Genomic DNA, 23365 nt, shown 5'->3' with positions numbered 1-23365 from the left:
CGTTGAGGTTTTACGATGACTACTGTCATTTTTTCTCATGGAAAAGAAAGTGGCCCTTGGGGCAGTAAGATCACTACATTGTCTAACGTAGCTAGCGATGTTGGCTTTGATGTTATTAGTGTGGATTATCAGGATTTACCTTCGCCAGAAGATCGCATCACCCGATTGGTTGATACGGTAGAAGCGCAAGGCAATGAAGTTATACTGGTAGGATCTAGTATGGGCGGTTACGTGTCTTTGGTGGCCGCTGAGCGTGTGTCTGCACGGGGTTTATTTTTACTAGCGCCGGCGCTGTATATGCCAAGCTACGAAGTGCAAGAATATAACTACACCGGAAAAACGAGTGTAATCCACGGCTGGAATGATGATGTCATTCCTGTTAGCCACAGTATAGATTATGCGAAGTTGCGTAATTCTCAGTTGTTACTGCTAGAAGACGGTCACAGACTGTCGAAAAGCATGTTTGCGATATCGCCTTTCTTTCGCAATTGGTTGCATCCGTTTACACTGAACTAACGGAAGCTTTGCTGCTGTAACGTTTTTCCTGTTGTCTTACCAGCTTGGTAACGCACAACAGGAAAAATGTGTCATTATAGCGGTACAGATTAGCGGGAATAAGGCCGAGGGTATGGCAATAGGTTTACCGTCTGAACCAGATTGGAAAGCGCTGATAAAGTCGGGTTGTCGATTATTTGTGGGTGGTAATGCATCAGTACCTTACGCACTGATTCAGCACCTAATTGATAATAGCGATGGCTTTAGCGATATTGAACTAGTACACATGCTTGCACTTGGCGATACGCGCTGGGTCAATGATGAGTACAAAAATCTATTTAAAGCCAATACCTTCTTTATTGGTGGTCAAGCGATGCGGCAAGCTGTTGATGAAGGCAGAGCCGATTACACCCCAGTTTTTCTCTCTGAAATTTCAAGTTTGTTTAGTGATGGCACGCTGTCTTTAGACGCCGCGCTGGTAAATGTAAGTCCTCCTGATGAATTCGGCTATTGCTCCTTAGGTGCGGCGGTTGATATTGCCATGTCGGCAGTGCGTCAAAGTAAATATGTGATTGCACAAATTAACCCGCAAGTTCCCCGAACGGCTGGTCATTCCTATATTCACGTCAGTGAAATTACCGCATGTATTGAAGCGAACGAACCCTTAGTTGAAGTTATGCCGCCACCTATTGATAGCGTGGCCGAACGTATTGGGCAGTACGTTTCCATGTTGGTTGATGATGGCGCTACCTTGCAATTTGGTATTGGTAAAATTCCAAGTGCCACCCTTAAATACCTGTGCCATCACAAAGATTTAGGTATTCACAGCGAAATGCTTACCGACAGTATTATTGAGTTGTTAGCATCAGGTGCGGTTACTAATAAGAAAAAAACCTTCCACCCAGGCAAGGTGGTAACCAGTTTCGCTATTGGTACCCGTAAGCTCTACGATTTAATCGATAACAACCCGCATATTGAATTTTACCCTAGCAGTTATGTGAATAAACCCACCAATGTTGCCAAGAACGACAATATGGTGGCGATTAATAGTGCGTTGGAAGTCGATTTAACGGGGCAGGTGGTTGCCGACTCGCTAGGATATGATTTTTATAGTGGTATTGGGGGGCAGGTCGATTTTGTAACAGGCGCATCTATTAGCAAAGGGGGGAAAGCCATTATTGCGCTGCCATCAACGGCAAAAAATGAAACCATATCTCGCATTACGCCACGTCTTGCTGAAGGGGCTGGGGTAGTAACCTCGCGGGGCAACGTGCAATATGTTGTTACCGAGTACGGTATTGCGTCTCTTAAAGGTAAAAGTATTCGTGAGCGAGCGCTAGAGCTTATTCGAGTAGCGCACCCTAAGTTCAGATCTCAGCTATTGGAAGAAGTCAGGCAGCATTATTGGGTACCGCATTACCAAGAAAAGTACCCGACAGATATTCCCGAGCTAGGCGCTATTCAGCTTAAACGGCTAAATATTCAAGGCGAAAAATTTTATATGCGCCCGCTGAATCCCGCTGATGAACGCCGCCTTCAAGAGTTTTTTTATTCGCACACCAAAGAAACCCTGCGACTTCGCTACAACTACGACCCCAAACAAATGTCGAGAGAGAAGTCGTGTAACTTGGTGAGTGTAGATCAAACCTCTGACGTGGCCTTGTGCATAGTGCGCCAAGAAGGGTCTCGAATTACCATTCATGCCGTGGGCCGGTTTTATTACAACGCCAGCAATAACTCCTGTGAAGTGGCGTTTGTTACCCGAGAAACACAGCAGGGTAAAGGCATGGCAAGTCGGCTGTTGAACGAACTCATTCGTATAGCGAAAGCGCGTGAAATAAATCAAATGGTGGCCTATGTCAGGGGAGAAAATACCCCCATGATCACAATCTTTGAACAAATGCAGTTTAAACGGCTTTTTACCGGTGACCCCAGTGACGTTGAATTGGTATTAAACGTGAGTGAGTTACCATGACCATTCGAATTTATCGCACTAAACATGGCGTTAAACATGACTTAGGCCCAGAACACCCTGAGTCGCCAGATAGGTTATATGCAATAGACGACCAGCTATTAGCATCGGGTTTAGAAATGGTGTGTGAACACGCGGATGCAAAGCCTATCGCTGAGGCTTACCTTACCTTGGCGCATAGCCCAGAGTACGTGCAAAGTGTATTTGCCCGGGCGCAGCATCTGTCTGCATCAGCAAAAGCACACCCTGATGCAAATCATAAAGACAACAACCCAGTCACTTGGTTAGATGATGATACCGGCATGATGGAATATACTTTGCCCGCCGCATTAGAATCGGCAGGGGCAGGTTGTAATGCCGTAGATTGGGCCATGCAGGGCGATGATAGGCAGGCCTTTTGTTTAGCGCGTCCGCCTGGGCATCATGCTACCTACGATGGCTCAATGGGCTTTTGCCTATTTAATAATGTAGCCATAGCTGCACGCTATGCTCTACAAAACTATCAGCTTTCTCGTGTGGCAATTATCGATTTCGATGTTCATCACGGTAATGGCACTGAAAATATTATCGCAGGGGATCAACGCATCATGATGTGTTCTAGTTTTCAGCACCCGTTTTATCCTCATAGCGGTGCGCCTGTGTCAGCAAGCAATATTTTATCTGTGCCTATAGAAGCGGGTTCTACCGGCGAAGTATTTCGAGAAAAAGTATCCCATTGGTTTAATGCGCTAGAGAATTTTCATCCCGAGCTTATCTTTATATCGGCAGGATTTGATGGCCATGCTGAAGATCCTATGGCGCACCTTCGCCTTACCGAAGATGATTATTTTTGGGTGAGCCAGCGTATCAGGCGTGTTGCTGATAGTTGCTGTAATGGCCGTGTTGTGAGTACGCTTGAAGGAGGATACGATTTAAGCGCACTTGGGCGCAGTGTAGTAGCACATTTAAAAGGGCTATCTCACCCCTAACGGTGCGGGTTGCAAAAACACCCATCGGCGTCGGTTTTCACCACGGCATTGATGTAAGACGAACTTGTTGCATACCCGCTAATTTCATCCACTAAATTTTTACCGGTAAAACAACCGTACCCCGTAGCGTAAGGCCCTAAATAGCGAAGGTTATACTGGGTGTCTACAACAATAAGGGTAGGTACCGAAGGCAATATAGAGGCGAGTTCTGGCACATCTTCAATGTCTAGCGTCAAGCCGCTGTAGCCTAATTGACCTAGGTTGTTGATCAGCTGAGTTTGATGAGAATCGGTAAGGGTGTCGCAATAACACTTTTCCTGCGTACCCACATGAACAATACTGCCAGCAGGCACATCATAGTCTTTAAGCAGAGATATCAACGAAGCGTCAAAGGTGACGCTTGTTGATTGATGCAGCAAGGTGCCTTTAGGGTCGAACTCAGAAATTTGACGCTGGCTATAAAACAAAACAGCACTTAGTAAACTAATTGCCCATACCAGCAACAGCGTCCAACTTCCCTTTTTCGACATTACAGCTTAAAGCGACCTATAGCACCGCGCATCTGTTGTGAAATTTGAGACAAAATTTCCACTTCTGCTGACAACGATTCCGCCGTAGCGAGCTCTTCAGAAGTCAGTTCACTTAACCGAGCTGTACTTTGTGCGATGGAAGCCGATGCGGTTTCTTGCTCAACGGCAGAGGTGGCAATTTCAGTCATGCTTTCACTGGCAAACTGAATTTGCGTGGTGATTTCAGACATTGCTTGGGTAGCAGTATCAGCCGACAGTACAGCTTCATCAACAAGCTGAATACAGGTTTGCATCTGGTCTACCGAACTTGCCGTTTGACTTACTAATTGCTCGGTTACCGAGGTGATTTGATCAGCACTTTCTTTTGAACGAATGGCCAAGGTACGCACTTCATCAGCAACCACTGCAAACCCTCTACCGTGCTCACCAGCACGCGCCGACTCGATGGCCGCGTTTAGCGCCAGTAGGTTAGTCTGCTCTGCTACTGACGTTATGGCACGCATAGCTTCTGAAATGTGCGAACATTGCTCGTTAAGGGCCGTATTAGTTTTTGCGGCGTTGTTTAACGTACTACGCAGCGAATCTATGGTTCGACTGGTGGTTACAATAGTGTCGCGAGTTGAACCTGAAGAGGCCTCTGCAGCAGACGCTTTGTCGCTAGCACGGGTGGTTTGTTCGGCAGACATTTGCATGGTTTGCGCAATTTCTTCAGACGAAGCAGACACCATGGCAATTTCTTGGTCGGTATTGCGGCTAATCTCAAACATATTGCTAGCCGCCGTTTCCATTTTCTCACAACCTTTAACGACTTCATTCATTAATGAAGACGCTAAAGCAACCAAGTCTTTAACTTGGTCAATAAGTTCGCCAAATGGACGAAGTATTTCGTTTTCTCTCTCAAAGGATACAGATAAATCTATTTGCCCTTCAGATTTCTGCATATTCTCTATAGCGATACGTAACTCTGCGGCGCCAGCACCTTCTTGATGGGCTTGTTTGGTCATGTACATCAAAAGGCCACCTTCCGCTACTGCAAAAGCCGCGTGCATTAATAATATAGGGAACGTTAGGTCTCCCTCTTGAAAGATAAATACAGGAGCACCTTGCGTAGCAAGAATATAAAAGCTGATGTGATGTACCGCAACCACGGCAGTGGCGGTTGCAATAACCTTCCAGTCTCTGAAATAAGAAAGAAACGCCAGTGTCACGAATATTTCAAAGTGCATTTCAATAAGCCCGAAGGTTTGATGAATATGCAGCGCTGTGAGTAATTGTATGCCAATGGCAACCGCACGACGGCTAATAACCGACTGGGGCTGTTGAAAGCTGAAGTAAAGAGGTAGAGCAGCGATAGGAATGCCAAGCACCACGGCAGTGAAGATATCGCCTGTCACGAAGCCAATAACAAAAGAAATGACTAGTTGGATCAGTATTACCACTCGAAAGATCTTGTGTCCTTCTAGTATCCAAGGGTACTGCATATTGTTTTCTCTCCACTAAAGCAGTTTGCCTAAGTGTAGGCAAGAAATGCAAAGCGCGCTATTTTGACCAATCATACGATTAAAAAAATTAAAATCTATTAGCCTTTGTACTAATGCGTTGAATGTTAATTATTTTTAATGAATTTTAATGGTTGGTTAAACGCTAGCTACAGCCAGCGCTTCCACAGCATCGCTACCAACATGCAGATGCTTAGCGCTCCCATTCCAAGCATTAAATATAAAAAAGCATTGGCAGATTCGGTACCCGGTAATCCGCCTACGTTCATGCCGAACACACCCGTTAAAAACGACAAGGGCAAGAAAATCGCCGTTACCATCGACAATACGTACATGCGCACGCCTTGTTGTTCCGCTATTCGGTTTCGCAATTCGTCTTGAAGTACAATTGCTCTTTCTCGCAATAAGTCCATATCTTCTACATACCGGCTCATGCGGTCGGTTTGCTCACGCAGTTCAAAACTCTGATTTTGCGATAACGCATCGGGTAAACGAAGTAGGGCATCTAACGCATCACGTTGTGGCGCAAGGTAGCGCCTGATAGATGCGGCTTGGCGTCTTACAATAGATAAATTTTGCCTATCTTCCTTTCGAAGTTGTTCACGGGTTTCAAACCCTACTAGGCTCTCGTCCATTTCATCTACCGTGTCCAAAATGGTGTCAGCGACTTTCGTGATCATGTTCAGCAATAGTGCTGATGGGCTTATAGGTACCTGTGCCGAAGCTATTTCATCTCGAAGGTTTTGAATGGAGGCTAATCGCCTGTTTTTACGCCGAGCACTTACAATAATATTTTTGTTGTACCACGTACGTAGCGACACCATATCTTCTGGGTCGGCATCAGGGTTTTTATTGATGCCTCGCAAATACACCAAGGTTCCCTGATGTAGGGTCATGGCTCTTGGCCTTGTCTCTAAAGCAAGTAAGCTGTCTATAACCGTTTGGTGTAAGCCACTAGATTGCAATAAGGTGCCAGCGTCTTCAGCATCTGATTGGACATGCAACCAAAGGTATTCATCGCTGAACGAACATTGTGCTAAGGCGTCGGGAATGGCTTTCGCTTCAATGGTTTTAGTTTCACCATTGGGAGATAGTAAATAAGCCCATAATAAGGCTTGAGGAGTTGAGGCTGCGTGCATATGAACCATTACCATCAGAAAAAGTTACCTCATACTACGCAGAGATAAAGCCGCTTGCCATCTAAAAACAAACGCGCCTGTATGAACAAGGCGCGTTTGGTTTTTACGTTGGTGGCGTGTTTGCCTCAACCGGTTTAGTCTCAACCTACTTCTGTGAATGAGATTTGCTTTGCCCGCTTCTGTTACGGTTAACGTTGCTTTGCCTGCTTACGCTTCTCTCTCGACTTACGCTTCTGTCACGACTAGTGCTGCGATCAACATTTCGTGTAGCACGTTGTTGCGACATTGACGAACGGTTAGACGCTGTACGAGTATCCCTAGTTTGCGTATTTCTAGCGCTAGTTTGCGCCCGCTTTACATGAGTAGAAGCGCCTTGCTGGTACTTCTGCCCTGAAGCCTTATTACTCTCACGCTTCATGGTCTTAGTAGTCGTGACTGTTCGTGGTGTTTTTAACTGCTTGTTTGCCACATTTACATTGCGCGAAGTTTGCCCTTTAAGTTGGTTATTGTGTTGTATGTTTCGATGATTATTTTGAGAAATGCTTGTCTGCGTGTGCCTTGAAGACTTAGCGTTGATAACCCTAGTGTTACCACGCTCGTTGCTTCTTACTTTCACTGAACGATTGGCGCTATATCGTTTAGGCGCACTATGTACTACGCGGTTAGAGTAGCGGGCTCTGCGGTGGTCAGCATTATGCTGCCAGCGCTGATAACCTTTGCTATAAACGCGTTTATTGGGGGTGCCTCTGTAATAATGGCGCACTGGTTCTCTGTGGATCACTACATGGCGATTGCTCCAACGAATACCACCAAAATAGAAGAAGCTTGAAAGCCTAACTTGCGGTGCCCAGAAAAAATTCCCGCGATGACGGTAGCTAACCCTATGATGCCAGTGCACAGGCGCTATGGCATGAGACCAAAGCCCAAACACAATAAGCGGGTCGTAGTAAGGCACGTAAACCACATCTCTATGGCGAGGTGCGATAACAATCACGCTGCGCTCTTGTTCTATCTCACGTTCGACTTCAAGATAATCATTCGATTGTAAGTTACCGGTGTTAAGGGCGTGTTGGCGAAGCAACTGCACTCTATCCAGTACACGGGCTTCACTAATTAGCACGTTATCACCAAGTTGCTGTAACCAATTAAGATCTTCGGCCATGGTGTGCAGAATATCGGTAAATGCAGCCAAGGCTTTTACACTCGGATCCCACGTAACCGGGTCTAGCGCTTGCTCTACTTGTTCAGGGGTAAGGTGCAAATTGCTTTGACGCCACCTGTCTGCTGCCACTACATCAAGAGGGTAGGTGGCCGCAATCATAATATGAGTAAGCAAGGTGTCAGGGTAAAGTGCAATAGGCGCAAGTAAGCTATCTAGCTCAGCGTCTGAATACTGGTAGTTATCTACCTTAGTTTCTGGCTCAACTGATGCTGAAGCCAGCATGGGGAATGAAGTAGATAGGGTTCCCATGGCTACGAGTAAAGCTAAAGTCAGTTTTTTCATACGTTCTCCTTACATTACTCTGCATGGAAATGCTTAAACTAAGCACTTTTTACAGGCAATGTCACAAAGTCTGTATGTGTTATAACGCTTCTGGTATTAACGTAACCTGAACCAACCTGAATTAATGTTATTCAGGTTGGAATAGAGTGAATGGAAAAGTGACTTACTTAAAAGAGTGGGGGTCGAATGCATGTCCAAGTTTTTCAGTCTTGGTTTTGATGTAGTTCTTATTGTCTTTTGTAATACCATGATCGATAGGTTTACGTGCCACTACATCAATGCCTAACGATTTTAACGCCGCTAGCTTCTTGGGATTATTGGTCATCAACTCAACGCGCTGTACACCCAAGGTATCAAGCATTAGCTTACAAATATCATAGCTACGTAAGTCGGCATCAAAACCTAAATGTTCGTTGGCTTCAACCGTATCCATGCCGCTATCTTGTAAATTATAAGCGCGAATTTTATTCAGCAACCCAATACCACGACCTTCCTGACGAAGGTAAAGCAACACACCAAAACCATTTTCGGCAATGTTTTGCATGGCTTTTTCTAACTGAAAACCACAGTCGCAACGGGTGCTGAAAAGTGCATCTCCCGTTAGACACTCAGAATGAATGCGGATGGGCACTACATCGTTTTCTTTCCATTCACCATAGGAAAGCGCCACGTGCTCCTGTCCACTGGTTTCAACGAAACCATGGATTTTAAAATTACCATGACGAGTGGGTAATTTTGCGGAACTGACATATTCGTATTTAGGTTGTTTGCTGCTCATGTTACTTCTACACCTGGATCATAAGCGTTATGTGGGGGTGTTCTTGCCTTTTACAAGGGCTTGAGACAGGTACAGCTCCCATTCATTAATTCGCGAATGTTACAATATACCCCTTTTAAAGTGTAGCAATACCATAGCCTAATCGGTTTTAGGTTATAACGGTTTGAAGTCGTCAAGCAACGCGGGCTCAGCTACACCGTAACCTTGGGCGAAATCGATGCCCATATTACCTAGCTGTGTCATAGTGGCATCAGACTCTACAAACTCACCTACAGTCTGCATTCCTAGGGCTTTGGCGACATCTTTAATGGAAGACACCATAGCGACATCAACAGGATCTGCTCGCATGTCTTTAATGAAGGTACCGTCAATTTTGACAATATCGACAGGCAGGTGTTTTAGATAACCATATGACGCAAACCCTCTGCCAAAATCATCTAACGCAAATGAACAGCCTAAACGATGGAAAGTACGCATGAAGTCGATAGTGTATTCCATCTTGATAATGGCGACAGACTCAATCATCTCGAAGCAAATTTTATCGTAAGGTATTTTATAACGCTCAAACGCGTTTAACACGAAAAGTTTGAAGTCTCTGTCGGCTAAGGAATGGCAGTTTAAATTAATACTACAGCGCTTGAGTTCAGCCAAATGCTCGGGATGCTCACTTAGCCAATTAAAGGTATTAACAATAACCCACTTATCTATTTTCACGTTCATCTCGAAGCGTTCAGCGGTAGGCAGAAATGCGGCGGGCTCTACAATGCGACCATCAGTTTCTTTCATGCGCAGAAGCACTTCATAATAATGGCCGTCATTGGGTCGACTTAATGGTCTAAGCGGCTGGTAGTAAAGTAAGAATCTGTCTTCTGATAATGCCGATTGAATGCTGTTTACCCAATCCAGCTCATTTTGGTAGCGCAGCATGCTTTCATCGTCTTTGCTGTACTTATGAATTTGATTACGCCCCTGCTCTTTGGCGTAATAACACGCGGCATCTGCCATGCAGATATATTGCTCTGCACTGGCGTCGGGGTCGGTGCACACTACCATGCCAATGCTAACCCCCAAGCTAAATATGCGGTTTTCCCATGAAAAGCGGTAATCCTGAACGGCATTTAATAATGCGGTTGCCTGTAAGTAAGCTTGTTCTTCAGGCTGGTTTTCAAAAATAACACCAAATTCATCGCCGCTTATCCGCGCTAGCATTGCCTCATTAGGAAGTGATTTTTCTAGCAAGTGAGCAATATCTTTAATAAGGGCATCGCCTGCCTTATGACCAGAGGTGTCGTTAACAATTTTAAAGCGATCTAAATCGAGATACAGCACGCACGGTGGAATGGGTGACTTCTCGCTTAGTCTAGCGGTCAGAGTAGTTTCAAACTGACGCCTATTATAAACTCCAGTTAGCGAGTCGTGTGTCGCCATAAATTGTAGACTAGAGTCTGACTGCTTTTTCTCCGTAACATCGATAATAGAGCCATATAAAAAACTACCACTTTCATTTTCTCGTACCTGACAAGATATGGAAAACCAAAATGCACTACCGTTGGCGCGCATTCCTTTAATTTCCCGCGCCGCTACCTGCCCGCTATGAAGTAGTTCTCCTACCAGTACGTCGCGGTCTTCCGCATTAGCGTAAAACTGCTTGGTGTTTTTTACTTCTGCTAACATTTTCGCTTCATCGGTATAGCCAAACAGGGCGCACATGGCAGGGTTAACTGTCTTTAATTCCCCGTCTAGGGTAGAGGTGTAAAGGCCTTCACTGGAATTTCTAAACAAATCGTAAAAGTGATGAAGGCTGCTGATCGTAGCTTCACTTTCAGACAATCGTAACCGGCTCACGTTCTGCTCTTTTAATTCAACGGCAAACCCGATGCAAAGAAGGGACAAGGTCAGCAGGGTTAGAATAATCATGACAATGGGGGCGGTGTAAAAGGCATTGTCGAAGGCGATTTTTACGAATACCGCATAAAGCATGAATACGAACACCCAGGCGAAGGCGAACAATCGGCTTGATGCAAGATTTTGTTTATCCTTAAAAATAAATGCTAAGCCAATATGATAAGCAGCAATAAACGGGCTGGCGGCAAAAAGGATGCGGGTTGCATCGTACGCGCTCGTTGATACTGCCGCGATAGCCATACCAATAGGGAGTGCAAAGGTAAGTATTCTTAGCACTAATGGAATAGGGGAAAACAAACTGTGGGTCACTTTTGCGAGTGTCACAAAGCTAAGGCTAATGAGTACCGCAAAGGTTATTTCGCTCGCATTAGTTAAAGAAGGCCATGTCGCAAGCCCGCCTTGCGCCATAAAAAACAGCGCAAACAATACAAAGTTGGTTACCGCCAACCAGAAACGGGCTGGGGTGCGCTGATATAAGTAAGACAGCAGGAAATAGCCAGTTAATACCGTGAGCATACCCAGTACGATGCCAAGTAGAATAAGCAAGGTTTCATCGTATTGTTCAATCGCCTGTTTTTCCCATAGCGAAATTGGGAAATAGCGAAGACCATCATCATATACGCCAATAACCAGCCGAACATTTTCTTGTGGCGTTAGTGAAAAGCTTAAGCGGATGGCAGAGAAAGGTTTCTTTAGTGAAAAATCCCCTTTACCCGCTTGGTAACGATAAGACTTAATGATTCGAGCATTGCCATCAAGCAAATAAATTTGAAGGTCGTTAATATTAAGCCTGTCTATATTTAGCACTAGGGGAATAGTGCTAAATCCCTCGTTCCTTAATTCATTAGAAATCCAGAGTCGACTATTATTTCTATCAAGCGGAATACTGCTGGTTAAGGGGCTAGAAGGATGAAGGACATCTAAGTACGTCATGGATTTATGCGCGACAAAAAACGAACTGCTTTCGTTAATGGTGGCGACACGAAAAGATTGGTCAATGGTAAGCTCTGATGCAACAGCCGAATTTTGGATGGCGTCGCTTAACGCCCAAGTAGATAAGGTGATACAAGCAATGAAGAATGCCAACATTCCTTTTCTTTTGAATGGCATAGCTACCTTATTAACGTAAATTCTCAAAGATCAGTAAACTAATAGTAACGGAAGATCCTGTTTTTGGGGAAAGAAATAATGAAAAGAATGATGAAAAGTCATTCACGTTTCATCAAATAGATAGTCATACAGGTCCTGCGCATTTTCATTACTTCCTATTGGCTCAAGCCAAATGGCTTCGCAAAGCCATTCGATAAACAACATACAGCTGAAGCTGCCGTTACTTAACGTAACTTGATAGCGGTCGGCTCCCCACTCTTGATTTGTCGCGGTTAAATTAAAAAGCGTACAGAAGGTTTGCTCCCATTGCTGAGTTTTTAACGGTGTACTGGGAAGTGGGGTATCGATAAACAAAGCGTGGCCGTTTATTTTCGACAAGGCTTTGAGGTTTTGAATGGTTAACTGCTGCATGACAAACTCGTGTTCGTTGATGATGAAGGTGGCTTTGAAAAGGGATGCGTATCCCATCTAGCATCATATGGTGTGCTAGTAGCTTCTAACAAAGAATCAGAGAGTGAGAAGTCACCCTTTTCGGCTAATTCAATCGCCTGTTGAAGTAAATGAGTACGAGGAATGACCGCAGGGTTTAGCGACAAGAGCTCAGTTTCTTCTTCTCTTGCTAAACGCAGCTTACGGTAGCTTTCCCACCATGCATCTGCTTTTTCTTGATCAACAAGTGTTACTTGTTTGAACCTGTTTTCCTGACTAACGAAGATATCGTGAAAAGGACACTGAGCCTTGTTTATATCTGCCAACGCCAACTGACGGAAGCAATACGTGTAATCTAGATTCTTGGTCTCAAGTATTTGTAGCCAAGACTGCATGACAGCAAGGCTTTGCTCTTTCTCATTAGTCTCAATGCCCATACGAGATAGCATCAAGTGTTGATATTGGGAAATGAAAGTTGGCTCGAAGGTAGATAAAGCGGCTTTTATTTCATCAACAGAGCAATGTCCTGAAAAGGCATGGGCAAGGGCATTTAAGTTCCAAAGGGCAATACCCGGCTGTTGATTAAAGGCATAGCGGCCTTGATGGTCAGAGTGATTAAAGACCGCGCCAGGCTCGTAATTATCCAAAAAGGCAAACGGCCCATAATCAAAGGTAATGCCATGAATAGACATATTGTCTGTGTTCATTACGCCATGCACAAAACCGTGGGTTTGCCACAACGCGACTAATCTAGCAGTACGCGTTACTACTGCGCCTAGTAAAGCAGCATAAGGATTTGTTGCCGCTTTGCATTCGGCAAAATGATGCTCAATGGTGAAGTCGAGTAACCGCTGTAATTTATCTTTTTGACTGGCATAAAAATAATATTCAAAGTGACCGAAGCGGATATGGCTAGGGGCGGTTCTTATCATCATGGCACCGGTTTCAGGGCGCTCTCGGTACACGGTATCTTCACTAGTAAAAAGACACAGCGAACGGCTAGAGGGAATACCTAAATAATGCTGTGCCTCAGCGCCAATATACTCCCTTAATGTAGAACGTAGTACGGCACGCCCATCAGCGTGCCTAGAGTAGGGGGTAGGGCCGGCGCCTTTTAAATGGAGATCGTGGGGCTGCGCGTTTGAATCGATAACTTCTGCTAAAAGCAGTCCACGGCCATCGCCTAATTCAGGGTTCCATTGACCAAACTGGTGGCCACCGTATTTTTGTGCAAATGCCTGTTGTGTAAGGGGCGTAACAGGAGAGTGTAGCCAATCAAGCATAGTTTGAGGCTGCAGCAAGTGTTCAGGAAGTGCAAGCTCGTTGGCTAGGGTGGTGTTAAACAAGCCTACTCGCATGTCTTTAAGCGGTGCTGGAAGTACAAAGCTACCCAGTTCCGATAGGGTTTCTGCATAGCGATTTAATAAACCCATTAGTTAGTCGTTTCCCGATGGCGTGTCACAATCTATAGGGCGGAAAGTAGCAAAATGTGAAGGCTAATAAAAGCGCCATTTACATCAGTGAGACACAGTGCAACTTATCACAGATTAAAATTAAACTTCCCCTCTATAAAACGTGTATAAAAGACATAAGCTAGCAATAATAAAAAACGGCCTTATTAGGGCCTAAAGGAAGCATTATGCTCACGTTACATCACTTAAATAATTCTCGATCTCAACGTATTTTATGGCTATTGGAAGAGCTAGGCGTTGATTATAATATTGAACACTATCAGCGAGATAGCATCACTAATCTTGCGCCGGAATCGTTACGTGCAGTACATCCACTGGGTCGTTCGCCTGTACTGACTACCCCTGAAGGGGCAATTGCTGAGTCGGGCGCCATTGTCGAGTACTTAGTTCGCCAGCATGGACAAACAAATTTTACCTCTCCTGAGAGCGGTGAAAATCTGCAGCAGTATTTATTTTGGTTACACTTTGCCGAAGGCTCGCTAATGCCACCCTTGGTAGCTAGGTTGGTGCTTGAAAAGGCCCGTCAAAAAGGGTCTAAACCTTTCTTTATCAAACCTATTACGAATAAGTTAATCGATGGAATTTTAAATGCCTATTATGGGCCCAATTTAGCCCAAAGCTTGCGTTATGTAGAGTCTTACCTTGCCCATCACACGTGGTTTGCCGGTGAACAACCCACCGGAGCTGATGTACAAATGATATTTCCATTAGAGTCATTAGTGGCAAGTGGGAATGCCAAAGATTTTCCTGCCATTCGGGAATACGTGAAACGGGTACATGCAAGGCCTGCGTATAAGCAAGCGCTAGAAAAAGGCGGTGAGTACGCATACGCCTAATACCCAATGTTGAGCCCTTCTTTGTTTAGATGTAGGTTTATTTAAATATAGGCCTGTTTAGATGCAGGCCTTTGTGGGTATAGGCTCTGGCGAGGAATAGGATTTAGCTAAACCCATATGCTAACTAAATACTGCCGCTATTGTTCACGATGAATGTAATCGTTTATCAACTGCATAAAGGCGTCGCCGTAGCGCGATAGCTTGGTTTGCCCTACGCCGCTTACATCTAACATAGTATCGCGGGTGGTCGGGAGCTTAGCGGCCATGTCTACCAGCGTAGCATCACTGAATACCACATAAGGCGGCACTTCGTTTTCTTCTGCCAGCACTTTGCGTAAGTGCTTTAAGCGCATAAATAAGGTGCGGTCGTAGTTAGCCGGCGCTTGTTTCGCCTTTTTATCTGGCTTGAATTCTAACCTAGGTACCGCTAGCTGTACGGCCACTTCGCCTTTTAATACAGGGCGGGCAGCTTCGGTTAAGCGAAGCGCAGCGTTGGCGGTAATATCAACCCGTATTAACCCCTTATGGATAAGCTGATTAATCATGTTGTGCCAATAGCTGTCAGATTTGTCTTTGCCAATACCATAGGTTGAAAGCTGGTGGTGCCCAGCTTCTTGCAAGCGCTTTAGCTGTTTGCCGCGCAGTACATCAATAAGGTATTGGGTAGAGGCTTGCTGTGAAAGCCGAAGAATACAAGACAGTACTTTTTGGCTAATGACCAAGCCGTCAATCATGGTGGGTGGATCTAGACAAATATCACAGTTGCCGCAGGCACTGTCACTAAATTGAGAAAAGTAGTTAAGCAGCACCTGTCGGCGGCAGGTTTGCGCTTCAGAAAAGGCCTCCATGGCCGCAAACTTTTGAAGTTCGATGGCATTTCTATCGGCCTGCTCACCTTGCTCAATCCACTGACGTACCCGAGCCGCATCTTTTTCATCGAACAGCAGCATGGCTTCAGATTCAAGGCCGTCTCGTCCTGCGCGGCCTGTTTCCTGGTAGTAACTTTCAACACTGCGAGGTACATCGTGATGCACCACGTAACGCACGTTCGATTTATTAATCCCCATACCGAAGGCGACCGTGGCTACAACAATATCAATTTTATCGTTCAAAAACTGGCGCTGAACTAATTCTCGTTCGTCGGCATCCATACCCGCATGATACGCCGCGCAGCGAAAACCTTGCTTGAATAGCTTGGCATGTAAGTCGTCTACTTTGGCGCGACTATTACAATAAATAATCCCGCTGCCTTCTTGTTGCTTAACGTAAGTAACAACCTGTTCGAAGGCTTTGTACTTCGACATCACCCGATAACGAATATTCGGTCTATCGAAACTGCCTTTATAAACTAGGGGGTCATTAAGTTGCAGTTGGGTGAGAATATCGCTTTGGGTAGCGATGTCTGCGGTAGCCGTTAACCCAATAACAGGGATATCAGGAAAGCGGGCTTTAATCTGGCCGAGGGCCCGGTAGTCGTGCCTGAAATCGTGCCCCCAATGGGAGACGCAGTGGGCTTCATCGATAGCAAATAAGGCTACCTCTGTAGTACGAAGCGTTTGCTGAAAGCCAAATTGAAGCAATCGTTCAGGAGAGACATACAATAAGTCTAACTGGTTAGACACCATTTGCTCTGAAATACTGGCTTGGTCTTCCTGACTAAGTGTTGAATTTAGGTAAGCGGCTTTCACACCCAAGGCTTTTAACTGTTCTACTTGATCTTGCATTAACGAGATAAGTGGCGACACTACAATGCCAGTACCTGCGCGGATAAGCGCTGGAATTTGATAGCACATAGATTTTCCACCACTGGTAGGTAGCAATACAAGTGCATCTCCACCGTGGCATACATGGTGGATGACGTCTCCTTGTCCCTCGCGAAATTCATCGTACCCAAACACATTTTTTAAAACGTTTTCAGGGGTTAGCGCATCGGGAACGGGAGAACTAATAGTGGTGTCGGCAATTACAGTAGTCATGGCGGGGGATTTTACGCGTTTTTCTATCGTTCTTCACGAAACAAACGCAAAAACTGGACTAAAATTCAGAAGTCATATGAAAAGGTATAATAAATTAAAACAGTGCATCCCTTAAAAGTAGGCTAACGTCGATGTAATGCTACTCATAAGAAAGGATGCAATATGCGCACTTCAGACAATAAAAATATGCCTAGCCGCAACGATATGATTGCACATGTTATTAGTTTATTTCGTGATACTATGCCGTTTAACCAGTTATTAGGGTTAGAGTTTGTTCGCCCGAATGAAGGGGTAGAAAGTGACAGCATAGAACTTCATGTTTCTTGGCGTGAAGCCTTAACCGGAAATCCACTGCAAAAAATTCTTCATGGCGGCGTGACAGCCACTATGCTAGATACCATAGGCGGCTTGGTCGCTATTATCGAAGCGATTAAACGAACTAACGATACTGACCTAGCAAGCTTGCAAACCCGTCTACCGAGAATGGGTACCGTAGATATGCGCGTTGACTATTTGCGACCGGGTCGTGGAGAGCGGTTTATTGCTACGGCAAAAGTTATTCGCGGCGGCGCTAAGTTGGCGGTTTGTAGGATGGAGCTTCACAACGAAAAAGGCGATCATATTGCCTTTGGTACGGGTACCTATATGTTGGGGTAGCCGGTATATAATGCATTTTGGAGGTGTCGAGTGGCGGAGCCATTACCCGATCTTATCGAAGAGTTTGTAACAGATGGTATGGGTGATGACCCAGCGTCTATTCTTACCGCATTAAGTGGGCAGGATACTGTCTACATTGCCTCCTTATTAGAATCGTTACCCCTAGAGCGACGTCTCGTCGTTTGGGAGGGCATTCCACGTGATCGCAAGCTTAGCGTGCTGGTGGAAATGCGAAGCGATCCCCGTGAAATTCTTATCGACGCCACGCCGCATAACGAGTGGGCGTCTATCTTTGCTGATATTGACGCAGAAGACTTACTTGAACTCCTCGACTCATTACCCACGCGGTTAGTTGATGTCGCATACGAAGCCCTTGATAGCCAAGAACGTAAGTATTTCCGCGAAGCGACGCAGTTTCCCGACGAACAAGTGGGTCACTGGGTCAGTCATGAGTTGCTAGTACTACCGGCTAATGCAAAAGTGAAAGAAGGCTTACGCCTATTACGACGAGACATACCTCAGCACTGCGATAGTATTTATTTGGTGAACCGTTCCGGTCAATTTACCGCACTGGTGAAGATTCATCGTCTTTTTGCGGCGCAAGAACACAGTTCACTGATTAGCATGGCCGAAGAAAATGTCACTATGCTAGTGGGCACTGATGAGTCTACCGCGGCATCCTTACAAGTGCAGCGTTCAGGGCTATCGTCGTTACCTGTGGTAGATGAATCGAACAAACTTATTGGTCGTTTAGATATCGCTTCGGCCAGTGAGTTAATGAACGAGTTTTACGAGCGTCAAGTCATGGCCTCTGCAGGTATGGATGAAGACGAAGATTTATTCTCACCTGTGGCAAAAAGTGCGAGAAACCGTGCATTGTGGCTAGGTATCAACTTGCTTACCGCGTTTTTGGCATCTTGGTTTATCGGGTTGTTTGAAGCTACATTACAGCAGGTGGTTGCGCTGGCGGTACTCATGCCAGTGGTTGCTAGTATGGGTGGTATAGCAGGCAGCCAAACGCTTACATTGATTGTGCGCGGGCTGGCACTTGGGCAAGTAACGCCAGCCAACTTACGTGCACTTATGATGAAAGAACTCAAAGTTGGGGGGCTAAATGGCGTGATATGGGCTTTGGTGATAGGCATAGTGGCCTATTTCTGGTTTGCCGATGCGCTACTTGGCATGGTGATTTGCCTAGCCATTCTCTTTAATATTGTGGCAGCTGCGCTTGCCGGTGTGTTCGTGCCCTTTATTTTGGACAGACTTAAGATAGATCCCGCGTTGTCTGGATCAGTTATTCTTACCACAGTGACTGACATTGTTGGCTTTGTTGCCTTCTTAGGGTTGGGAACGTTATTTCTGTTATAGCTGGAACTATAAGTTGTCATCACCCCTAGACTAACTTTGTCTGTAAATACCCCATTCTGGGCGTGATAGGCTTGCTTTCTTAAGTAAGGTAATGAACACTACGCGCCTTTTTTCAGCCTTAAAAAGTGATAGCTAACTATGCGCGTTCAGCAAGCCAGTGCTGCCCAAGTCGGAATAATGTGTGCCATCGCGGCCTACACCATGTGGGGTATAGCGCCAATCTACTTTAAACAGCTTACTGTATTGCCCGCAGCAGAAATTCTAATGCACAGGGTAACTTGGTCGGTGTTGGTGCTGGTAGGCTTGATTGCTGGGTTAAAGCAGTGGGCCAAGGTTGCCGCAGCTTTGCGAAATAAAAAGGTGATGCAGGTGTTATTGGTCGCTGGCATTTTGCTAGGCGCCAACTGGCTACTGTTCATCTGGGCAGTAAATAACGATCACATATTGGATGCTAGCTTAGGTTACTACATCAACCCGCTTATTAACGTTTTTCTTGGGCGGCTTTTTCTAGGCGAAAGGCTAAGAACGTTTCAGCGAGTGGCGGTGGTATTAGCCATCGTGGGTGTGGCTATTTTGATTTTCTCTTACGGTCATGTGCCTTGGATTGCACTTGTATTGGCGGGCAGTTTTAGTATTTATGGTATTTTACGCAAGCAGGTAGCGGTAGATTCTTTGCCGGGCCTTTTTATCGAAACGTTAATGTTATCACCCTTAGCTTTAGGGTATTGGCTGCTATTTGGTTCAGAATACAGCAACCTTTTTAATAACGACGCTAGCTTAAACATGCTTATTTTAGCCGCCGGTATTGTGACCACTGCGCCCTTGTTATGCTTTACCGCAGCAGCACGGCGTATCATGTATTCAACCTTAGGTTTTTTGCAATACATAGGGCCAACACTCATGTTCGTGCTGGCAGTTTACTTGTACGATGAGCCGTTAGATGAGGCTAGGCTAATCACCTTTGGTTTTGTGTGGCTAGCACTTGCAGTATTTAGTGTCGACTCTCTTATTGCCTACAAAAAACAGCGAAAAGCCCTAAAGGCATCGGTGCAGTCGGCTAAGGTAACCAGTGAAACTCAAACTTCTTGAGTTTCACTGTTTAGGTAAACTTGGTTACGCCCAGCATGTTTTGCTTTGTATAAAAGCTTATCTGCGCTACTTAGCAAGGTTTCAATATTTTGCGTAGGTGTATTACAAAGCCCAATACTGCAGGTTACTTTCACGCTTTCTTCGCCTAATTGAATTGGCATTTTCTCTAACGCTATTCTGAATCTATTTAGCCGCTCTTGTGCGTTATTAAGGTCGATTTTAGGCAAGTAAACGCAAAATTCTTCCCCACCAAAACGTGCAACCAGCGTATCGTTAAAATGCACTTGCAATAGGTTAGCTACTGCTTTGAGCACATGATCGCCCGCATCATGCCCGTAGGTATCGTTAATACGTTTAAAATGATCCAGGTCGATAAGCGCTAAAGCATGCTGCTCAGGAAGCTTTTTGTACTGCACGGTAACGGTATAAAAGAAATGACGGCGGTTAGGCAACCCAGTTAAGTAATCGGTATTGGCCGCACGTCGAATGGCTTCTACGCTTTCAATATATTCAATATTCTGCATTACCCGGCATAAAAACTCTTCATGACAGTAAGGTAAATGCAAAAAGTCGTTCGCACCGCTTTTAATGAAATGAGCAGACATCAGCGGGCGTTGGTCGCTTGCAAGACCGATAATGGCTAACTGTTCTTTTGAGAAGGCTTTACGCAGGCCTGAAATAAACTGCGTACCGGTCATATCTGGAAGCGCGTTATCGGTGATAACCAACCTGATATGTGCATGCTCAGCCAGTATGCTCATAGCCTCACTGGCGGTAGGGCAGTCATAAACCACAAAGTTGTGTCGATAAAGCAGCGAAAGCATTTTTCGTCTAGATGAACGGTGCGTACTTACTACTACAACACCTGTCGATTTGTTTTTCTCTAATCGAAACAGTAAACGGCTTAAGTAATCGTAATTTTGCGCGTTTTCTTTGGGAATGTAATCAACGACGTCTTTTTCTAAGACCCTGTCTCGGGTTTTTGCTTCTAGCGTATCGGTAGTGACTATGGCTGGAATAAAGGCATCAATAGCGAAGTCGATGGCTTCGCCATTCGGCGCATCAGGTAAGTTATGAGCAACAATGGCGCACAAGAAACTTTCAGGCATCATAAGCGCAAAACGGGCGCTCGCTTCCGTTAACGAGTGAGCGCCAACAGGGATTAACCCTGCTTTTCTGACAAGTTTTGATACAACGTCTAAATTTTTATCGCTGTTTTCTATCACCAGCACATTTTGCGGCATATTTCTCTACTTGGGTTCAGGCTTCTTGCCAGATTGCTATGCTTTTTCCAATTTAGCATAGGCGAGAACGAGCCATTTTGTACCAAATTCGTCAAAATTAACTTGTACCCTAGCGTGTTCACCACTGCCTTCGTAGTTTAGTACTATCCCTTCACCGAATTTACGGTGAACAACTTTTTGGCCCAACTGAAAGCCAGTTTCTTCAAATGAGGCGTGTGAGGTCGCTTGGCTGAATCGGTTATGTATCGGTCGAGAAATTGTAGACTTGAGTCTTACTTCTTCAACACAGTCAGCTGGAATTTCACGAATAAAGCGAGATGCGGTGTGGTATTTGTCTTGCCCGTATAAACGGCGGCTTTCCGCGTAAGTAATATATAGCTTTTCCATGGCGCGAGTCATGCCCACGTAACACAGGCGGCGTTCTTCTTCCATTCTGCCTGGTTCATCATTGGTCATCTGGCTTGGAAACATGCCTTCTTCGACACCGGCCATAAATACCATAGGGAATTCGAGCCCCTTTGCGGTGTGAATCGTCATCATCTGCACCGCATCTTGATCGGTGCCCGCCTGGGTTTCGCCTGCTTCTAACGAGGCGTGAGCAAGAAAGGCAGAAAGCGGCGTCATTTCTTCTGCTTCATCAGGTACGGTAAATTGCTTACACGCGGTAACCAATTCTTCTAAGTTTTCCAGTCGCGCTTGGGCTTTTTCGCCGCGTTCGGCTTGATACATGGCGTATAAGCCTGACTGCCTAATGGCCACGTCGGCGTGTTTTTCTAAAGGCTCGTCTACAGTAGCTTGTTCAAGCTCGGTAACTAACAGCACAAAACTTTGAAGGGCATTAAGTGCACGGCCTTTGAGCGCGTTTTCGTTAATGAGTAGTTGGCTAGCCTGCCACATAGAGCAATTATGTGTTCTGGCGGCTTCTCGTACCTGTGAGAGGGTTTTTTCACCCATACCGCGAGTTGGCGTGTTCACTACACGTTCAAAGGCGGCATCGTCATGAGGATGATTCATCATACGAAGGTAGCCAAGTGCATCTTTAATTTCTTGGCGTTCGAAGAATCGAAGGCCGCCATAAATGCGATACGGTGTACCTTGGTGCAGTAAGGCTTCTTCTAATACCCGCGACTGGGCGTTATTGCGATATAAAATGGCAGTGTCTTTTAACGCATTGCCTTGGTTCAGCCAGTCTTTAATTTTCGACACAATAAAGCGGGCTTCATCTAACTCATTAAACCCCGCATAAACAGAGATGGGCTCGCCATCGTTGCCGTCGGTCCAAAGCTCTTTACCTAACCGCCCTGTGTTGTTATCAATAACCGTGTTGGCGGCTTTCAAAATGGTACCGGTAGAACGGTAGTTTTGTTCTAATCGAATGGTTGTGGGGTTATTGAAATCTTTCAAGAAGTGCTGAATATTATCAACATTCGCGCCACGCCAGCCGTAAATAGATTGGTCGTCATCGCCCACAATCATGATATTGTTTTGATTGCCGCTACACAGCATGCGTAGCCATGCGTACTGAATGTTGTTGGTATCTTGGAATTCGTCAACTAATACGGCGCGGAAACGTCGTTGGTAATTAGCGAGCACTTCTGGGTTTTTAGCCCAAAGTTCGTGTGCACGCAATAATAGCTCGGCAAAATCCACAAGCCCTGAGCGGTCGCACGCGTCTTGATACGCGGCGTAAATTTCACGCATCTTTTGTTGGGTTTGGTCATTGTGGGTTTCAATATGTTGAGGGCGCAGGCCTTCGTCTTTATTGCCGTTGATATACCACTGAATTTGACGGGGCACCCAGTGCTTTTCGTCTAAATTCATGGCTTTTAAAATACGTTTAATCAAACGGTATTGGTCGTCTGAGTCAAGAATTTGGAAGTTTTCAGGCAAATTAGCTTCTGCATGGTGGGCGCGAAGCAGCCTGTGAGCTAATCCGTGGAAAGTACCAATCCACATATTATTCAGACCACGACCCATCAACGACTCTATTCGGCCACGCATTTCTTTCGCGGCCTTATTCGTAAAGGTTACGGCCAGAATGGAAAACGGGGCAATATTTTCCACTTCCATTAACCATGCTATGCGATGCACCAACACCCGAGTTTTGCCACTTCCTGCGCCAGCTAATATGAGGGCGTTAGAAAGAGGGGCTGCTACCGCTTCACGTTGTTTATCGTTAAGCTCGTCAAGCAGTCGGGATACATCCATAATATGGTCAACCTAATTTGTCTAGTTTCAATGCTGCAACATTATGCCAGCTGACTGTGAATTTATACAGGCCTGTTTGATGAAGCTTAGCGGCTAGGGGGAATTTTTAGCGATGAACTTAGCCTTGTTTAGACGACACCAGCGGTATTCACGGGCAGGTTATCGATAAGTTGAACAATTTTCACG

At 45.4% G+C, this 23365-nt stretch carries 18 protein-coding genes; 7 read left to right on the top strand and 11 right to left on the bottom strand.

Annotated features, from left to right (window positions below; genetic code table 11):
- Nucleotides 1-15 precede the first annotated feature (15 nt).
- From C7Y69_RS10415 to C7Y69_RS10405, 3 genes are all read left to right on the top strand, one after another.
- Nucleotides 16-516 (top strand): alpha/beta fold hydrolase, encoded by a 501-nt coding sequence (locus C7Y69_RS10415; protein WP_013786041.1) that lies wholly within the window; start codon nucleotides 16-18, stop codon nucleotides 514-516.
- 112 nt (nucleotides 517-628) lie between these two features.
- Nucleotides 629-2470 (top strand): bifunctional acetyl-CoA hydrolase/transferase family protein/GNAT family N-acetyltransferase, encoded by a 1842-nt coding sequence (locus C7Y69_RS10410; RefSeq protein ID WP_013786040.1) that lies wholly within the window; start codon nucleotides 629-631, stop codon nucleotides 2468-2470.
- Entirely contained in the window at nucleotides 2467-3435 is a 969-nt protein-coding gene (locus C7Y69_RS10405; protein ID WP_126872658.1) for a histone deacetylase family protein, read from the top strand. Before C7Y69_RS10410 ends, C7Y69_RS10405 begins: the two co-directional genes overlap by 4 nt.
- On the opposite strand, the gene C7Y69_RS10400 is transcribed toward C7Y69_RS10405, so the two are convergent.
- From C7Y69_RS10400 to C7Y69_RS10365, 8 genes are all read right to left on the bottom strand, one after another.
- The gene (locus C7Y69_RS10400) at nucleotides 3432-3965 is read right to left on the bottom strand and encodes a DUF6436 domain-containing protein (protein ID WP_013786038.1); all 534 of its coding nucleotides are present in this window, start codon (nucleotides 3963-3965) and stop codon (nucleotides 3432-3434) included. The two genes, C7Y69_RS10405 and C7Y69_RS10400, sit on opposite strands and share 4 nt — an antisense overlap.
- Entirely contained in the window at nucleotides 3965-5446 is a 1482-nt protein-coding gene (locus C7Y69_RS10395) for a methyl-accepting chemotaxis protein (RefSeq protein ID WP_126872657.1), read from the bottom strand. The genes C7Y69_RS10400 and C7Y69_RS10395 overlap by 1 nt, the downstream gene beginning before the upstream one ends.
- Nucleotides 5447-5613: 167 nt before the next feature.
- A complete protein-coding gene (locus C7Y69_RS10390; RefSeq protein WP_082605070.1) occupies nucleotides 5614-6603 on the bottom strand; it encodes a zinc transporter ZntB in 990 nt (329 codons plus the stop codon).
- A 145-nt stretch (nucleotides 6604-6748) separates the two neighbouring features.
- Nucleotides 6749-8107, bottom strand: a complete 1359-nt coding sequence (locus C7Y69_RS10385; RefSeq protein WP_126872656.1) for a DUF3300 domain-containing protein — start codon at nucleotides 8105-8107, stop codon at nucleotides 6749-6751.
- Between the two features lie 163 nt (nucleotides 8108-8270).
- On the bottom strand, nucleotides 8271-8885 hold the full coding sequence (gene ribA / locus C7Y69_RS10380) for a GTP cyclohydrolase II (RefSeq protein ID WP_013786034.1): 615 nt from the start codon (nucleotides 8883-8885) through the stop codon (nucleotides 8271-8273).
- Nucleotides 8886-9038: 153 nt separating this feature from the next.
- Nucleotides 9039-11879, bottom strand: a complete 2841-nt coding sequence (locus C7Y69_RS10375; protein WP_126872655.1) for a putative bifunctional diguanylate cyclase/phosphodiesterase — start codon at nucleotides 11877-11879, stop codon at nucleotides 9039-9041.
- Between the two features lie 123 nt (nucleotides 11880-12002).
- The gene (locus C7Y69_RS10370) at nucleotides 12003-12311 is read right to left on the bottom strand and encodes a DUF3630 family protein (protein WP_013786032.1); all 309 of its coding nucleotides are present in this window, start codon (nucleotides 12309-12311) and stop codon (nucleotides 12003-12005) included.
- Nucleotides 12299-13762 carry a protein adenylyltransferase SelO gene (locus C7Y69_RS10365; RefSeq protein WP_126872654.1) on the bottom strand — a complete coding sequence of 488 codons (1464 nt, stop codon included), beginning with the start codon at nucleotides 13760-13762 and terminating at the stop codon, nucleotides 12299-12301. The genes C7Y69_RS10370 and C7Y69_RS10365 overlap by 13 nt, the downstream gene beginning before the upstream one ends.
- Nucleotides 13763-13968: 206 nt before the next feature.
- On the opposite strand from C7Y69_RS10365, the gene C7Y69_RS10360 reads away from it, so the two are divergent.
- Nucleotides 13969-14637: a glutathione S-transferase family protein gene (locus tag C7Y69_RS10360; protein WP_126872653.1), complete on the top strand. Its 669-nt coding sequence runs from the start codon at nucleotides 13969-13971 to the stop codon at nucleotides 14635-14637.
- A 137-nt stretch (nucleotides 14638-14774) separates the two neighbouring features.
- Here C7Y69_RS10360 and recQ read toward each other — a convergent pair whose 3' ends face one another.
- On the bottom strand, nucleotides 14775-16613 hold the full coding sequence (gene recQ / locus C7Y69_RS10355; RefSeq protein ID WP_126872652.1) for a DNA helicase RecQ: 1839 nt from the start codon (nucleotides 16611-16613) through the stop codon (nucleotides 14775-14777).
- Nucleotides 16614-16775: 162 nt separating this feature from the next.
- Between recQ and C7Y69_RS10350 the strand changes: the two genes are divergently transcribed.
- The 3 genes from C7Y69_RS10350 (at nucleotide 16776) to rarD (ending at nucleotide 19727) form a co-directional block, all read left to right on the top strand.
- A complete protein-coding gene (locus C7Y69_RS10350) occupies nucleotides 16776-17270 on the top strand; it encodes a thioesterase family protein (RefSeq protein WP_013785926.1) in 495 nt (164 codons plus the stop codon).
- Nucleotides 17271-17300: 30 nt separating this feature from the next.
- Nucleotides 17301-18638 (top strand): magnesium transporter, encoded by a 1338-nt coding sequence (locus tag C7Y69_RS10345; protein WP_013785925.1) that lies wholly within the window; start codon nucleotides 17301-17303, stop codon nucleotides 18636-18638.
- Nucleotides 18639-18776: 138 nt separating this feature from the next.
- The gene (gene rarD / locus C7Y69_RS10340) at nucleotides 18777-19727 is read left to right on the top strand and encodes an EamA family transporter RarD (protein WP_126872651.1); all 951 of its coding nucleotides are present in this window, start codon (nucleotides 18777-18779) and stop codon (nucleotides 19725-19727) included.
- On the opposite strand, the gene C7Y69_RS10335 is transcribed toward rarD, so the two are convergent.
- Nucleotides 19715-20971 carry a diguanylate cyclase gene (locus tag C7Y69_RS10335; RefSeq protein WP_126872650.1) on the bottom strand — a complete coding sequence of 419 codons (1257 nt, stop codon included), beginning with the start codon at nucleotides 20969-20971 and terminating at the stop codon, nucleotides 19715-19717. The two genes, rarD and C7Y69_RS10335, sit on opposite strands and share 13 nt — an antisense overlap.
- 36 nt (nucleotides 20972-21007) lie before the next feature.
- Nucleotides 21008-23179 (bottom strand): DNA helicase II, encoded by a 2172-nt coding sequence (gene uvrD, locus C7Y69_RS10330; RefSeq protein ID WP_013785922.1) that lies wholly within the window; start codon nucleotides 23177-23179, stop codon nucleotides 21008-21010.
- Nucleotides 23180-23365 lie beyond the last annotated feature (186 nt).

Origin of the sequence: Alteromonas sp. KS69, from assembly GCF_003989595.1 — a bacterium.
GTDB classification, from domain to species: domain Bacteria; phylum Pseudomonadota; class Gammaproteobacteria; order Enterobacterales; family Alteromonadaceae; genus Alteromonas; species Alteromonas naphthalenivorans.
The sequence above is the reverse complement of the archived record's forward strand: the minus strand, read 5'-3'. Positions and strand labels throughout refer to the sequence as shown.

Excerpts from the sequence above, each read along its gene's own strand:
- C7Y69_RS10415 (WP_013786041.1), top strand. The coding sequence starts at position 16 with ATGACTACTGTCATTTTTTCTCATGGAAAAGAAAGTGGCCCTTGGGGC.
- C7Y69_RS10410 (WP_013786040.1), top strand. The coding sequence starts at position 629 with ATGGCAATAGGTTTACCGTCTGAACCAGATTGGAAAGCGCTGATAAAG.
- C7Y69_RS10405 (WP_126872658.1), top strand. The coding sequence starts at position 2,467 with ATGACCATTCGAATTTATCGCACTAAACATGGCGTTAAACATGACTTA.
- C7Y69_RS10400 (WP_013786038.1), bottom strand. The coding sequence starts at position 3,965 with ATGTCGAAAAAGGGAAGTTGGACGCTGTTGCTGGTATGGGCAATTAGT.
- C7Y69_RS10395 (WP_126872657.1), bottom strand. The coding sequence starts at position 5,446 with ATGCAGTACCCTTGGATACTAGAAGGACACAAGATCTTTCGAGTGGTA.
- C7Y69_RS10390 (WP_082605070.1), bottom strand. The coding sequence starts at position 6,603 with ATGCACGCAGCCTCAACTCCTCAAGCCTTATTATGGGCTTATTTACTA.
- C7Y69_RS10385 (WP_126872656.1), bottom strand. The coding sequence starts at position 8,107 with ATGAAAAAACTGACTTTAGCTTTACTCGTAGCCATGGGAACCCTATCT.
- ribA (WP_013786034.1), bottom strand. The coding sequence starts at position 8,885 with ATGAGCAGCAAACAACCTAAATACGAATATGTCAGTTCCGCAAAATTA.
- C7Y69_RS10375 (WP_126872655.1), bottom strand. The coding sequence starts at position 11,879 with ATGTTGGCATTCTTCATTGCTTGTATCACCTTATCTACTTGGGCGTTA.
- C7Y69_RS10370 (WP_013786032.1), bottom strand. The coding sequence starts at position 12,311 with ATGCAGCAGTTAACCATTCAAAACCTCAAAGCCTTGTCGAAAATAAAC.
- C7Y69_RS10365 (WP_126872654.1), bottom strand. The coding sequence starts at position 13,762 with ATGGGTTTATTAAATCGCTATGCAGAAACCCTATCGGAACTGGGTAGC.
- C7Y69_RS10360 (WP_126872653.1), top strand. The coding sequence starts at position 13,969 with ATGCTCACGTTACATCACTTAAATAATTCTCGATCTCAACGTATTTTA.
- recQ (WP_126872652.1), bottom strand. The coding sequence starts at position 16,613 with ATGACTACTGTAATTGCCGACACCACTATTAGTTCTCCCGTTCCCGAT.
- C7Y69_RS10350 (WP_013785926.1), top strand. The coding sequence starts at position 16,776 with ATGCGCACTTCAGACAATAAAAATATGCCTAGCCGCAACGATATGATT.
- rarD (WP_126872651.1), top strand. The coding sequence starts at position 18,777 with ATGCGCGTTCAGCAAGCCAGTGCTGCCCAAGTCGGAATAATGTGTGCC.
- C7Y69_RS10335 (WP_126872650.1), bottom strand. The coding sequence starts at position 20,971 with ATGCCGCAAAATGTGCTGGTGATAGAAAACAGCGATAAAAATTTAGAC.
- uvrD (WP_013785922.1), bottom strand. The coding sequence starts at position 23,179 with ATGGATGTATCCCGACTGCTTGACGAGCTTAACGATAAACAACGTGAA.